We start from the raw sequence: 14,015 nt of genomic DNA on the forward strand, positions 1-14,015 counted from the left end.
CGTCGGGCCCATGAGTCCGCTCATCTTCCGCGGACCCGGCGCAGCAACCAGGGGGCTAGAACCATACCGCCGACCGCCCACGCTCCCAGAACGGCCGCCGCCCGGCCGAGCGGCCGGCTGTGCCCGAGCTCGGCCGCGAGAACGGAATCGGGCAGGAACACCGCGCGCAGTCCGAGGCCCTGCCAGTAGAGCGGGAAGACCTGGGCGATGCCGCGCACCACCCCGGGCAGCGACTCCAGCGGGAACATCACCCCGGAGATGAGCATCAGGAGCATCGCCGGCAGGGCGAGCATCGCCGCGGCCGTCTTCGGGCCGGACACCAGGCTGCCGATCATCGCGCCGATGGGCACGACGGCCAGTGCGCCGAGCACCAGGACCCAGACGAGCGTGAACCACCGCGCGGGCGTCGCCGGCGCGGCCACCCCGGCGAGCGGCACGGCGACCAGCAGGACGAGCGCGGCGTTCAGCGTGATCGTCAGCAGCGTCGTGACGGCCCGCCCGGTCAGGTAGACGCGGATGCCCCTCGGCAGTGTGCGGGCTCGCATGAGCGTGCCCTCCTCGCGGTCCGCGGCGATCAACATGGGCAGCACCGTGAGCCCGGTCGAGAACACCGCGAACGCCAGGAACCCCGGCGTCATGAACGCCGCCATGGACACGGACGTGCCGGGCACGTTGTTCCCCCCGATGAACAGGACGAGCACCAGGTAGGTGCCGACGGTCCCGATGAGGGCGTTCAGCAGCTCCTTGCGGTCGCTCCAGAGGTTGAGCTGCTCGGTCCAGCCCCGCCGCAGTCCCAGAGTCGTCGCGTTCATCGTGTCCCTCCCACGGTCGCCGTCTCGCGGGTTCCGCGCGCCTCCTCGATGAGATCCAGGTAGCTCTCCTCCAGGGTCGGCCGCCTGATCTCCAGCCCGGGGACCGGGCCGCCGTACCGCTGGTGCAGGTCCCAGGCCACGCCGGAGGGGTCGGCGGTCTCCAGCTCGCCGTCCTCCCAGCGCACCAGCGACGGGACCTGCACGGCGCGCGCCAGCTCGGCCGGGCTGCCGCAGGTGACCACCCGCCCGGCCGCGAGCACGGCGATCCGCTCGGACAGCCGCTCCGCCTCGGCCAGGTCGTGCGTGGTGAGCAGCACGGTCAGCCCCTCCTCTCCGGCCAGCCGCTCGATCAGCAGGTGGAACTCCCGCCGGGCCTCGGGGTCGAACCCGGTCGTGGGCTCGTCGAGGAACAGCACTTCGGGACGGCCGACGATGCCGAGCGCGACGTCCAGCCGGCGGCGCTGGCCCCCGGACAGCACCCCCGCCCGGTTGTGCGCCGCCTCGGCCAGGCCGAGCGTGGCGAGCAGCTCGTCGACGTCGCGCGGCTTCTCGTAGTGCGCCGCGACGTGCGCGAGCAGGTCGCGCACCCGCCAGCGGGGGTGGTCGCGCCACGACTGCATGACCACGCCGAGCCGCGCCCGCCAGGCGTCCCCGGCGCGCGCCGGGTTCTCGCCGAGCACCTCGACCTCGCCCGACCAGCCCGTGCGGAACCCCTCGAGGATCTCCACCAGCGTGGTCTTGCCGGCGCCGTTGGGGCCCAGCAGCGTGAACACCTCGCCCCTGCGCAGGTCGAGGTCGACGCCGTTCAGGACCTGAACGGGCCCGTACGCCATGCGGAGCCCGCGTACGCGGATGACGACGTCATGCATGCGCCCTCCAATGAAGTAGCTGTGCTCTCGAATGTAGTAGGTGTACTACATTCGATTCAAGAGCTGCTTCATCGGAGGGCGGTCAGCGTGATCGACTCAGGGCGCCCAGAGGGGTTCGGGAATCTCGAAGCCGACCGGTTCGCCCCACTGGTTGCGGTAGGCGACCTCGTGGGCGGGGAGGCGCGGGGCCACCCCCCACCGGCCGGTCGGGTAGCCGAAGGTGACCATGCACGCCACCTGCCAGCCCTTGTCCTCGGGCACGCCGAGGATCCGCATCGTCTCCGCGCCGTGGAACAGCCCCAGCACGGACGTCAGCGCGCTGCCCACGCCGAAGGCGCGGGCGGCCAGCTGGGCGCTCCACACCGAGGGGTAGATGGAACCGCCGCTCGGGTCGTTGCGGGTGAACGCGAACATCAGCAGGGGATAGGTCTCGAAGTGGTCGGCCAGGTGCTGGGCCGACCGCAGCACACTGAGCGTGCGGGTGTCGCCGGTCGCCTCGGCCTGCTCGCGCATCGGCTTGTAGTGCCCCTCGAACAGCCTGCCGAGCGCGTCCCGGTACAGCGGCCCCAGCTGGGACTTCACCTCGGGGTCGTCCACGAGCAGGAACCGCCAGCCCTGGATGTTGCCGGCACTGGGGGCGCGGACGGCGGCGTCCAGGATGCGTTCCTGGACCTCCGCCGGGATCGGGTCGGGCTTGACCCGCCGCATGGCGCGGGTCGTGTAGAGGGCCTCGAAAAGGTCCATGTGCGGGGGACTCCTCGATCGTCACGGGGGAAGGGCAAGCGGGGGTCAGGGGAGCGGAGGCCAGGCCGGCACGGTCAGAGCGACGTGGTCAGAGCGACGTGGTCAGGGCGACGCGGTCAGGGCGACGCGGTCAGGGCCGGCAGGGTCAGGCCAGCACGCCGGCGGCGCGCAGGGCCTTCGCCTCGTCTCCGGGCAGGCCCCAGGCGCTCAGGTCGTGCAGCCGGGTGGCCGGGGACAGGTCGCCGCGCGGCGCCCCGGCCAGCCGGGGCGCGGGCGCGGCCTGCGGCAGCCCGCCGACCTCCACGAACGTGCCACGCGCCTGGTTGTGCGGATGCCGGACGGCCTCGCGCGGGTCGAGCACGGGGGAGACGCAGGCGTCGGAGCCCTCGAAGACCGCCTCCCACTCGGCCCGGGTGCGCGACCGGAACGCCTCGGTCAGCCGCTCCCTGACGGCCGGCCAGTTCGCCCGGTCGTCGCGGTCGGGCATGTCGCCGATGCCCATCCGGGCGAGCATCTCCGCCCAGAACTGCGGCTCGAGCGCGCCCACGGCGAGATAGCCGCCGTCGGCCGTCTCGTACGTGTCGTACATGGGGGCGCCGGTGTCGAGGAGGTTGGTGCCGCGCGGGCCCCAGTGGCCGGAGTGCACCCCGCCGTAGAACATCGAGAACAGCAGCGCCGCGCCGTCCACCATCGCGGCGTCCACCACCCGGCCGCGTCCGGTGCGCTCGCGCTCCAGCAGGGCCAGCAGCACGCCGTACGCCAGCATGAGCCCGCCGCCGGCGAAGTCGCCGAGGATGTTGATCGGCGGGGTGGGCTTGCCGCCCTCGCGGCCCAGCATCGACAGCACCCCGGCGATCGCGATGTAGTCGATGTCGTGCCCGGCCGCGGAGGCGAGCGGGCCGTCCTGGCCCCAGCCGGTCATGCGGCCGTAGACCAGCCGCTCGTTCACCGCGTGGAGGTCGGCGGGCCCGATGCCGAGCCGTTCCGCGACCCCGGGCCGGAACACCTCGATCACCACGTCGGCCCGCTCGGCGAGCCGCTTGAAGGCGGCGACGCCCTCGGGCGACTTCAGGTCGAGGCCGATCGTGCGCTTGCCGCGGTCCATCACGTCGCGGCGCGGGGTGTCGCTCACGGCCTTCACCCGGTCGATCCGCAGCACCTCGGCGCCGTGGTCGGCGAGCATCATCCCGGCGAACGGCCCGGGCGCGAGACCGGCCAGCTCCAGCACCCGGATCCCCCCGAGCGGTCCCCGCGACTCCTCCATCCGAACCCTCCTCAGAGCGGCATCACTTCAGGCGCTAAGTAGAACATGTTTCTGTAGGCGTGCGAGACTGCGCCCGTGACGTGGAATGTTCTCGCGCTGCCGCCGCTTCCTGAGGACGCGGTGCGCGGCCTTTTCGCCGACCTCGACGGCCGCGTCGAGGTGCGCGTCCCCGCCCGCCGCGACCGCGCGGCGATGTTGGACGCGCTGCCCGAGGCCGAGATCGTCGTCGGCGACTGGAGCGGGGCCCTGGCCCTCGACACGGAGGCCGTACGGCTGGCGCCGCGCCTGGCGTTCGTGCAGCAGCCGTCGGTCGGCGTGGACGGGCACGACCTGGAGGCGCTGGCCCGCGCCGGGGTGCCCCTCGCCAACACCGCGGGGGTGAACGCCGACGCGGTGGCCGAATGGTGCCTGGCCGCCGCGCTGGCGCTGCTGCGCCACCTCGCGGACGGCGACAGGGACATGCGGGCGGGGGAGTGGCCGCAGTTCGCCTACCAGCGCCGCGAGCTCGCCGGATGCCGCGTGGGAGTGATCGGCTTCGGGCCGATCGGCGCGGCCTGCGCCCGCCTGTTCGGCGCGCTCGGCTGCCGGGTCTCCTACTGGTCGCGCACGCCCAAGCCCGAGTCGTACGGCGCGGCCTACCTGGACCTCGACGCGCTGGTGGCGGGAAGCGACGTGCTCGTCCTGGCCGTGCCGCTCGCGCCGGAGACCCGCGGGCTGATCGGCGCGGAGAGGATCGCCCGCATGCCCAAGGGGTCGGTGCTGGTCAACGCGGCCCGGGGCGGGGTGGTCGACCAGGCGGCGCTGCAGGCCGCATTGGAGTCCGGCCACCTCGCCGGCGCGGCGCTGGACGTGTACGACAGCGAGCCCCCGGCGCCGGACGACCCGCTGCGCTCCTGCCCGGGGGTCCTGCTGTCGCCGCACGCGGCCGGGGTCACGCCCGAGGCGACGACCCGGCTGATCCGGTGCGTGCTGGACAACCTCACCGCCGCGACAGAGGGCCGTCCCGTCGTCAACGTGGTCAACGGCGCCGATCCGCTCGTCCGCCGGCGTCAGCCCAGGTGATGACGGTTTCCTCAGTTACGGCAGGGGCGGCGGAGGCGATGAAAAAGGGCAGGATACGATCTACGCCGACGGGGCGCCGCGGGAATTCCAGATAGTTTTCGCGCGCGTAACGTGTCTACTCTGGTCTGCGTTCCCCTCCGGGGATAGCGTGCCAAGAGGCGATCTCAACGATCCATGGGGGTGGTGTCATGCCAGAGCGCACGGCCAGTATGACCGCCCATCAGAAGGCCGTCGAGCAGATCAGGGACTCCTACGCGGCCATTCCCGAGGACTCCGCTCCCCGGCTGGCGAAGGCGACGACGAACCTGTTCCGCTTCCGCGCGCCGGCCAAGACGGCCACGCTGTCCGCCCGCGATCTGGACCAGGTCATCCACGTGGACCCGGTGACCATGACGGCCGAGGTCCAGGGCATGACGACGTACGAGAACCTGGTGGACGCCACGCTGCCGTACGGGCTCATGCCGTACGTCGTGCCGCAGCTCAAGACGATCACGCTGGGCGGCGCGGTCACGGGTCTCGGCATCGAGTCGACGAGCTTCAAGGACGGCCTGCCGCACGAGTCGGTCGAGGAACTGGAGATCCTCACCGGCGAGGGGCGGATCGTGGTGGCCCGGGCCGACAACGAGCACGCGGACCTGTTCCACGCGTTCCCCAACTCCTACGGCACGCTCGGTTACGCGCTGCGGATCCGCATCAAGCTGGCCCGGGTGAAGCCGTACGTCAAGCTGACGCACATCCGCTTCAGCGACGCCGACAAGTGCATGCTCGCCATGCAGGAGATCTGCGAGAGCCGCGAGCACGACGGCGAGCAGGTGGACTTCGTCGACGGCACGTTCTTCGGTCCCGACGAGCTGTACATCACCGTCGGCTCGTTCTCCGAGCGGGCGCCCTACACGTCCGACTACACGGGCATGCGGATCTACTACCAGTCGATCCGCAGCCGCGTCCGCGACTGGCTGACCGTGCGCGACTACCTGTGGCGCTGGGACACCGACTGGTTCTGGTGCTCGCGCGCGTTCGGCGTTCAGCAGCCGCTGGTCCGCTCGCTCCTCCCGCGCCGCTACCTGCGGTCGGACGTCTATCGCAAGCTCGTCGGCCTCGACCAGAGGTACGGCGTGACCGCCCGGATCGACCGCTGGCGGAACAACCCCGTGCACGAGTCGGTCATCCAGGACGTCGAGGTGCCGATCGAGCGCGGCGCCGAGTTCCTGGAGGTCTTCCACGACAAGGTCGGCATGACCCCGGTGTGGATGTGCCCGCTCAAGGCGACCGGCCAGTGGGCGCTCTACCCGCTGGAGCCCGGCCGCCTGTACGTGAACTTCGGCTTCTGGGGCATGGTTCCGCTGCCGCGCGGACAGTACGACGGGTACTACAACCGGCTGATCGAGCAGGCGGTGCACTCGCTCGACGGCCACAAGTCGCTGTACTCCACCTCTTTCTATGAGCGTGAGGAGTTCTGGCGGCTTTACAACGGAGACGCCTACTGGCCGGTCAAGCGCGCCTACGACCCGGGCGGCCGGCTGCTGGACCTCTATGACAAGTGCGTCAGAGGCCGGTAGGCGTCGTTACGTCGGGAGAGGTGCAATGACTCTTGCGGAGATCTTCGAAAAGATCGTCGGTCCTGACGCGGGCGTCGAGTTCGTCGCCTACGACGGCAGCAAGGCCGGGTCCTCGGGAGCGGACGTCCGCATCGAGGTGAAGTCGCCGGTGGCGGTGGCCTACCTCGCGCAGGCGCCGGGAGAGCTCGGGCTCGCCCGCGCGTACATCTCCGGGCACATCGACGTGCACGGGGACATGTACACCCTGCTCGACCGGATGTGGTCGCTGACGCTCAACGACCTGCCGCTCAGCGAGAAGGTCGCCGCGGTCCGCTCGCTCGGGATCAAGCCGCTGCTGATGCGCGTGCCGCCGCCGCCGCAGGAGGCGCGGCAGAGCACGCTGGCGAAGCTGGGCAGCCGGCACGCCAAGCAGCGCGACGCCGAAGTGATCCACCACCACTACGACGTCTCCAACCGCTTCTACGAGTGGGTGCTCGGCCCCTCCATGGCGTACACCTGCGCGGTCTTCCCGCGGCCGGACGCGACGCTGGAGGAGGCGCAGTACACGAAGTTCGACCTGGTCGCCAAGAAGCTCGACCTCAGGCCCGGCATGCGGCTGCTCGACGTCGGCTGCGGCTGGGGCGGCATGGTCATGCACGCGGCCAAGGAGTACGGCGTGAAGGGCCTCGGCGTCACGCTGTCGCGCCAGCAGGCCGAGTGGGCGCAGAAGGCCATCGCGGAGGCCGGGCTGTCGGAGCTCGCCGAGGTCCGCTACATGGACTACCGCGACGTCGCGGAGACCGGTTTCGACCGGGTGAGCTCGATCGGCCTCACCGAGCACATCGGCAAGGACAACCTGCCGTCGTACTTCTCCTTCCTGTACGGCAAGCTCAAGCCGGGCGGGCGCCTGCTCAACCACTGCATCACCCGCCCGACCAGCACCGAGAAGACCCTCAACAAGGGCGGCTTCATCAACCGCTACGTCTTCCCGGACGGCGAGCTGGAGTCGGTGGGCTACCTGGTCCGCCAGATGGAGGACACCGGCTTCGAGGTCCGCCACGAGGAGAACCTGCGCGAGCACTACGCGCTGACGCTGCGCGAGTGGTGCAAGAACCTCGACGCCAACTGGGACGACGCGGTCGAGGAGGTCGGCCAGGGCACCGCCCGGGTCTGGCGGCTCTACATGGCCGGCTGCGTCGTGGGGTTCGAGCGCAACAAGGTGCAGCTGCACCAGGTGCTCGGCGTCAGGCTCGACGAGGGACAGTCGCACGTCGCGCTGCGCCCGTCCCTCGACTGGCCGTAAAGCTTTCTACCGCAGCTCGCGCTTGAGGATCTTGCCGGTGGCGGTCATCGGCAGGGACTCGCGGAACTCCACGATCCGCGGGTACTTGTAGGCCGCCATCGTCTCCCGGCACCACGCCACCAGTTCCTCCTCGGTGGTCGTGGCGCCGGGCTTGCGGATGACGTACGCCTTGACCTCCTCGCCGTGGGAGTCGTGGGGCACCCCGACGACCGCGGCGAGCGAGACCGCGGGGTGGGTCATGAGGACCTCCTCGATCTCCCGGGGGTACACGTTGAAGCCGCCCCGGATGATCATGTCCTTGGCCCGGTCGACGATGAAGTAGTAGCCGTCCTCGTCGCGCCGGGCCACGTCGCCGGTGCGGAACCAGCCGTCCTTCATGACCTGCGCCGTCGCCTCGGGCCGGTTGTAGTAGCCCTTCATGATGTTGTGGCCGCGGACGGCGATCTCGCCGATGTCGTCGGCCGTGTTCCAGTCGGCGTCGACCAGCTTCATCTCCACGCCCCAGATCGGGGTGCCGATCGAGCCGGCCTTCGCGGGCCTGCCCGGCTGGTTGAACGAGGCCACGGGCGAGGTCTCGGACAGGCCGTAGCCCTCCAGGATGTCCACGCCGAACGTCGCGCTGAAGTCCTTGAGCACCTCGACCGGCAGCGCCGAGCCGCCGGAGACCGCCGTGACCAGTGAGGACGGCACCTCGGCCGTCCCGGCGTGCACGGCGGTGAGCATGGCCCAGTACATGGTCGGCACTCCCGCGAACAGCGTGACCTGCTCGCGCTTCATCAGCGTGAGGGCCTCGGCCGGCTCGAAGCGCGGCAGCAGCACGAGCGCGCCGCTGCGCCGGAACCCGGCGTTCATCAGCACCGTCTGCCCGAAGGAGTGGAACAGCGGCAGCGCGACGAGGTAGGTGTTCTCCGTCTGCCGGGGGAACATCTCGTCGCTGGCGATGGCGTTCATGACCATGTTCTGGTGGGTGAGCTCGGCGCCCTTAGGCTGGCCGGTGGTGCCGCTGGTGTAGAGGATCACCGCCGTGTCGTCGGCGGAGGTCTGCACGGTCTCGAACTCGCCGGACACCCCGTCGAGGGCCGCCCACAGCGTCTCGCCGAGCTCGGACTCGGTGGCGAACGGCGTGGCCGGCAGCACGAAGAAGTGCTCGGCGCGCTCGGCGTCGGCGAAGCCGGCCCGGCCCCGCTGGCCCAGCGGCAGCTCCGGCGAGCCCTCGAAGCAGAAGAAGGCCTTGGCGTCGGAGTCGTCCAGGTGGTAGGCGATCTCCCTGGCCTGCAGCAGCACGTTCAGCGGGACGACGGTCGCGCCCGCCTTGAGGATCCCGTAGTAGACGAACGGGAAGTACGGCAGGTTGGGGCAGGCCAGCGCCACCTTGTCGCCCCTGCCGACGCCGCGTGAGACCAGCAGGTTGGCGACCTGGTTGGCGATGGTGTTCACGAGCGAGTACGGCAGGCGCATGTCGCCGAAGACGACCGCGGTGGCGTCGGGCTTCTCCCGTGCGCTGTCTTCCAGCACGACGGCCAGGTTGAGCATCTGCCGCTCCCTCTTCTATCGGACCCTCGGTCCATACCAACCGGTAGGTACCTCAGCGTAACGGCTCGGGGAGTGGATTTTGAGGGTCCGGTTACAAGGGTGTTCTCGACCCTTGACGATGCCGTGCCCCCGCACAAGAGTGGGCGGCATGGAGGACACGGCTGTCGACCTGTCCCACATCCCGTTCTGGGGACTGCCCCAGGCCGAGCGGCACGAGGCGTTCCGCCGCCTGCGCGCGCTCGGCCGGCCCGTCTTCTTCCGCGAGAACAAGATCCCCTTCATCGGTCACGGCCCGGGCTACTACGCGCTCGTACGGCACGCCGACGTGACCGAGGCGAGCCGCGACCCCGCCGTCTTCAGCAGCGAGCCGACGGCCAACAGCATCCCCGACATGCCGCGCTGGCTGGCCGTCTACTTCGGCTCCATGATCAACATGGATGACCCCCGGCACGCCCGGCTGCGGCGAATCGTCTCGCGGGCGTTCACTCCGCGCATCCTGGCCAAGATGGAGGAGGATCTGGGCCGGGCCGCCCGGGAGATCGTCGACGGGGCCGTGCGGGAGGGGCCGGGCGACTTCGTCACCCAGATCGCCGCCCGATTACCCGTACGGGTGATCTGCGACATGATGGGCATCCCGGCCGGACATCACGACCGGGTGCTGCGCCGTACGAACACGATCCTGGCCAACGCCGACTCCGAGTATTCGGGCGTCACCGTCGACCCGTCCCGGCCGGACGCCTCCTTCGGCCGCTGGACCACGGCCCGCGGCCTGGCGGCGCTGCTGCGGGCCGGGCACGACCTGAACGCGCTGGCCCGTCGCCTGGCCGGGGAGCGCCGCCGGCGGCCCACCGACGACCTCACGAGCAAGCTCGTGAACGGCGAGGAACGCCTGACCGCCCAGGAACTCGGCTCGTTCTTCATCCTGCTGGTCGTCGCGGGCAGCGAGACGACCCGCAACGCCATCGCCCACGGGCTCAAACTGCTCACCGACCATCCCGGCCAGCGCGCGCTGCTGCTGGAGGACTTCGACGGGCGCATCGCGGGCGCCGTGGAGGAGATCGTCCGCTACTCCAGCCCCGTCATCCAGTTCCGGCGCACCGTGACACGTGACCACACCATGAACGGCCACGACTACCACGCGGGCGACAAGGTCCTGCTGTTCTACAACTCGGCGAACCGGGACGAGGCGGTCTTCCGCGATCCCGACGTCTTCGACATCACCCGCAGTCCCAACCCCCATGTCGGCTTCGGCGGCCACGGCCCCCACTACTGCCTGGGCGCCCACCTCGCCCGCCGGGAGATCACCGTGATGTTCCGGGAACTGTTCGACCGCATGCCCGCCATCCGCTCCGTGGGCGAGCCGTCCTACCTGCTGTCCAACTTCATCAACGGCGTCAAGCACATGAGCTACCGCTTCTGAGCGTCGGCCTCAGTGGGCGTACTCGTCGCGGCGCCGCAGCATTGCCGCCAGCATCAGCGGGAACATCGCGACGTGGGCCGCGACCATCAGGCCCATGCCGTCGATCAGGCCCAGCCACAGGAGCGGGAACAACGGCACGACCGGGGCGAACATCGCGCCGCACATCTCCAGGATCGGAGCCCAGGCGTGGCCGCGCACGCGCATCCAGACGGCCATGCCGGCCGACATGTCGAACGCCATCAGCAGATAGGCGAGCTCGGGGTCGCGGGCGTACGAGGGCTCGATTCCCAGCGCGGACCACAGCAGGCCGAGCGCGAACATCCCCGCGAACATCGCGACCACCATCTCGAGGTAGTGCAGGGCGAAACGGCCCCATCGCCGCGTGGCGGGGCGCTGACCGGTGTGCCTTTCAGGCGTGGTGTGAGTCATGGCCCAACTGTCCGGGCGGCCCGCAGACGCGCCAAGGAGGGAGACGGGGACGGGTCCGAAATCTTGGGCTCTCCGTCCGTCCGGCCTACAGTCGTCTCATGACCCAACGGCGCATGGTCGTGGTCGGATATCACGCGGCCGAGCTCGTGGACATCGCGTGTGTGACGTCGAGCCTGATCATGGCGAACGCTTACGGCGCGTCCCCGTGCTACGACGTGTGCCTGGCCACCCCGTCGGGCCTGCCGGTCACCTGCGGCAGCGGGTTGACGCTGCAGGGGCAGCAGGCGCTCGAACGCGTCACGGGGCCGCTGGACACGCTTCTCGTCTCTGGGGGAATCGGGCACGAGGAGGCGGCGGCCAACCGGGTCATCGTCGGGCACGTCCGGCGGCTGGCGCGGGAGAGCCGCCGCGTCGCGTCGGTGTGCACGGGCGCCGCGGTGCTGGCCGCCGCCGGCCTGCTCGACGGGCGGCGCGCCACCACGCACTGGCAGTTCGCGCACACGCTCGCCGCCCGCCACCCGGAGATCGCCGTCGACGCCCGCCCGATCTTCATCCGCGACGGCAACGTCACCACCGCAGCCGGCGTCACCAGCGCACTGGACGTCACCCTCGCCTTCGTCGAGGAGGACCACGGCCCGGCCCTCGCTAGGCAGGTGGCCCGCAACCTGGTGACCTACCTGCAACGACCGGGCAACCAGGCGCAGATGAGTATGTTCACCGAGGGCCCGCCGCCCGGGGACGGCCTGGTCAAGCGCATCGTCGACCATGTCACCGGCCATCCGGACGCCGACCTGTCCACCGCCGCCCTGGCGGCCGGCGCGGGCGTGAGCGAGCGCCACCTGACCCGGCTGTTCCTCAAGCACACGGGCCAGACGCCGGGCCGGTTCGTGCGCCGGGCCCGCGCCGAGGCCGCAGCCCACCTGCTCGCCTCCACGTCGCTGCCGATGGCCGCCGTCGCGGCCCGCTGCGGGTTCGGGACGGCCGAGGCCCTCCGTCAGGCGTTCGTCGACCTGTACGGCATCCCGCCCTCGCGCTACCGCTCGACGCAGGCGACCGCGTTGCCGTCCTCGTTCGTCAACGACAAGTGACGACCGGCGCGAGCATGCCCGCTTGACCCACTGTGGCTGAACCGGCGGATGTGGCAGACTGACAACCGAATGTGGTTCTAGTCACCTCGGAGGGGCCGGCCCATGACCATGGAGCCCGCGGAGCGCGCGCCCATCACCTCGGCGGCGGACATCGACCTGAACGACTGGGACTTCTGGGGCCGTCCGGACGAGGAGCGGGAGCACGCGTTCCGGCTGCTGCGCGACCTGGACAAGCCGGCCTTCTTCCCGGAACCCGAGTTCAGCCTGGGCGGCGTCACCGGGCCGGGCTACCACGCGCTCGTCCGGCACGCCGACATCCTCGAGGCGAGCCGCAATCCCGAGGTCTTCTGCTCGGGCGACGGCGGGGCCACCAACATCCCGGACCTGCCGGCGGAGTTCGCCGAATACTTCGGCTCGATGATCAACATGGACGACCCGCGGCACGCGCGCCTGCGGCGGATCGTGTCGCGCGCCTTCACGCCGAGGATGATCAAGCAGTTCGAGTCCGACGTGGACGCCGCGGCCTCGCGCATCGTGGACGAGCTGCTGGAGACCGGCCCCGGCTGCGACTTCGTCACCGAGGTGGCCGCCAGGCTGCCCTTGAAGATCATCTGCGACATGATGGGCATCCCGGAGAAGGACTACCAGTTCGTCTTCGACCGCTCGAACATCGTCCTCGGCGCCACCGACCCCGAGTACGTGAGCGAGCGCGAGGACATCGCCCACGCGCTGCTCACCGCGGGGATGGAGCTGCAGCAACTCGTCCAGGACCTGGCCGCGCTGCGAATGGAGACGCCCACCGACGACCTGACCTCGTCCCTGGTCAACGCCAACATCGACGGGGAGCGGCTGACGGCCCAGGAGCTCGGCTCGTTCTTCATCCTGCTCGTCGTGGCCGGCAACGAGACCACCCGCAACGCCATCTCGCACGGCATGCGCCTGCTCACGGTCAACCCGGAGCAGCGGCGGCTGTGGCTGGAGGACTTCGAGGGCCGGGCGCCCCGTGCGATCGAGGAGATCGTCCGGCTGGCCGCGCCGGTCAACTTCATGCGCCGCAAGCTCACCCGCGACCACGAGATGAACGACAACCTCTACCGCAAGGGCGAGAAGGTCCTGCTGTATTACTGGGCGGCCAACCGCGACGAGCGGGTGTTCGACGACCCGCTGCGCTTCGACATCCTGCGCGACCCCAACCCACACGTCGGCTTCGGCGGCCCGGGTCCCCACTTCTGCCTCGGCGCCCACCTGGCCCGCCGCGAGATCACCGCGATGTTCCGCGAGCTGCTGCGGCGGGTCCCCCAGATCGAGGCGGGCGAGCCGGAGCGCCTGCTGTCCAGCTTCATCAACGGCATCAAGCACATGACCTGCGAGTTCTGAACCGGTCGGATCATCCGCAACGAGGCTTGAGGTAGGCGGGGTCGACCCAGCCGCCCCTCCCGTCCGTCGTGGACACGTGGCGGTAGCGGCCGGCGGCGTCGCCCCCGCCCGCGTCGGTCACGACGAGACCGTGCGGGAGCTGCACGAGCGGCTCCCCGTAGCGGTCGCGCAGCCACAAGTCCCGCGCGGCCACCTCGTAGCGGCCGCAGCCGGCGCCCCCGTCGGAGACGGAGGGGGAGGCCGCGGCGTCCCCGCCCGTCACCACGGTGCGGAGCTGGAGCGCGAGCGCGAGTGCGATCGCCGACGCACCGACACCGATGGCGACGGCGGTCCACGGCACTCGCAGGCCGGTGGGGTGCCGATGCCCTGTCTCGCCACCGGGCGCCAGGGCTCCTGCGGTTTCCGCCGTGACGCCCGGTGCGGAGGCGGCCTCACCGCCCATCGGCTGCGCGCCGCCGGGGCGCCGCCCGATCCCGGCCAGCCGTGTGGGCGGTGTGCCGGGCTCCGGCGGCGCCGAATTCCCGCCGAGCTCCGCCGCGCCGGACCCGAATGCGAGATCGTCTGCTGGCGCCGTGC

Annotated in this window: 13 protein-coding genes; 6 read left to right on the plus strand and 7 right to left on the minus strand. The window is 70.8% G+C overall.

What is annotated here, in order from left to right; translation table 11 throughout:
• Positions 1–20: 20 nt before the first annotated feature.
• From QSK36_RS00470 to QSK36_RS00485, 4 genes are all read right to left on the minus strand, one after another.
• On the minus strand, positions 21–812 hold the full coding sequence (locus QSK36_RS00470) for an ABC transporter permease (RefSeq protein WP_285780932.1): 792 nt from the start codon (positions 810–812) through the stop codon (positions 21–23).
• The gene (locus QSK36_RS00475; protein WP_285780933.1) at positions 809–1,681 is read right to left on the minus strand and encodes an ABC transporter ATP-binding protein; all 873 of its coding nucleotides are present in this window, start codon (positions 1,679–1,681) and stop codon (positions 809–811) included. Before QSK36_RS00475 ends, QSK36_RS00470 begins: the two co-directional genes overlap by 4 nt.
• A 96-nt stretch (positions 1,682–1,777) precedes the next feature.
• The gene (locus tag QSK36_RS00480; protein ID WP_285780934.1) at positions 1,778–2,425 is read right to left on the minus strand and encodes a nitroreductase family protein; all 648 of its coding nucleotides are present in this window, start codon (positions 2,423–2,425) and stop codon (positions 1,778–1,780) included.
• A 145-nt stretch (positions 2,426–2,570) separates the two neighbouring features.
• On the minus strand, positions 2,571–3,689 hold the full coding sequence (locus tag QSK36_RS00485) for a CaiB/BaiF CoA transferase family protein (protein WP_285780935.1): 1,119 nt from the start codon (positions 3,687–3,689) through the stop codon (positions 2,571–2,573).
• 75 nt (positions 3,690–3,764) lie between these two features.
• Here QSK36_RS00485 and QSK36_RS00490 point away from each other — a divergent pair, with 75 nt between their 5' ends.
• The 3 genes from QSK36_RS00490 (at position 3,765) to QSK36_RS00500 (ending at position 7,592) form a co-directional block, all read left to right on the plus strand.
• Positions 3,765–4,751 (plus strand): 2-hydroxyacid dehydrogenase, encoded by a 987-nt coding sequence (locus QSK36_RS00490; protein WP_285780936.1) that lies wholly within the window; start codon positions 3,765–3,767, stop codon positions 4,749–4,751.
• A 188-nt stretch (positions 4,752–4,939) separates the two neighbouring features.
• Complete coding sequence (locus QSK36_RS00495; protein WP_183544104.1) at positions 4,940–6,310, plus strand: FAD-binding oxidoreductase; 1,371 nt, start codon at positions 4,940–4,942, stop codon at positions 6,308–6,310.
• 25 nt (positions 6,311–6,335) lie between these two features.
• Positions 6,336–7,592, plus strand: a complete 1,257-nt coding sequence (locus QSK36_RS00500) for a class I SAM-dependent methyltransferase (RefSeq protein WP_285780937.1) — start codon at positions 6,336–6,338, stop codon at positions 7,590–7,592.
• A 6-nt stretch (positions 7,593–7,598) separates the two neighbouring features.
• Here the strand turns inward: QSK36_RS00500 and QSK36_RS00505 are convergent, their stop codons facing one another.
• On the minus strand, positions 7,599–9,125 hold the full coding sequence (locus QSK36_RS00505; protein WP_285780938.1) for a long-chain-fatty-acid--CoA ligase: 1,527 nt from the start codon (positions 9,123–9,125) through the stop codon (positions 7,599–7,601).
• Positions 9,126–9,273: 148 nt separating this feature from the next.
• Between QSK36_RS00505 and QSK36_RS00510 the strand changes: the two genes are divergently transcribed.
• Positions 9,274–10,545 carry a cytochrome P450 gene (locus tag QSK36_RS00510; protein WP_183544100.1) on the plus strand — a complete coding sequence of 424 codons (1,272 nt, stop codon included), beginning with the start codon at positions 9,274–9,276 and terminating at the stop codon, positions 10,543–10,545.
• 9 nt (positions 10,546–10,554) lie between these two features.
• Here the strand turns inward: QSK36_RS00510 and QSK36_RS00515 are convergent, their stop codons facing one another.
• Positions 10,555–10,974, minus strand: coding sequence for a hypothetical protein (locus QSK36_RS00515; RefSeq protein ID WP_285780939.1), 420 nt, complete (start codon positions 10,972–10,974; stop codon positions 10,555–10,557).
• A gap of 98 nt (positions 10,975–11,072) precedes the next feature.
• Here QSK36_RS00515 and QSK36_RS00520 point away from each other — a divergent pair, with 98 nt between their 5' ends.
• Positions 11,073–12,062 carry a GlxA family transcriptional regulator gene (locus QSK36_RS00520; RefSeq protein ID WP_285780940.1) on the plus strand — a complete coding sequence of 330 codons (990 nt, stop codon included), beginning with the start codon at positions 11,073–11,075 and terminating at the stop codon, positions 12,060–12,062.
• Between the two features lie 102 nt (positions 12,063–12,164).
• Complete coding sequence (locus QSK36_RS00525) at positions 12,165–13,439, plus strand: cytochrome P450 (RefSeq protein ID WP_285780941.1); 1,275 nt, start codon at positions 12,165–12,167, stop codon at positions 13,437–13,439.
• A gap of 10 nt (positions 13,440–13,449) precedes the next feature.
• Here the strand turns inward: QSK36_RS00525 and QSK36_RS00530 are convergent, their stop codons facing one another.
• Positions 13,450–13,881, minus strand: coding sequence for a hypothetical protein (locus tag QSK36_RS00530; protein WP_225898955.1), 432 nt, complete (start codon positions 13,879–13,881; stop codon positions 13,450–13,452).
• Positions 13,882–14,015: the final 134 nt, after the last annotated feature.

It is taken from the genome of Microbispora sp. NBRC 16548, from assembly GCF_030268985.1.
GTDB lineage: Bacteria > Actinomycetota > Actinomycetes > Streptosporangiales > Streptosporangiaceae > Microbispora > Microbispora catharanthi.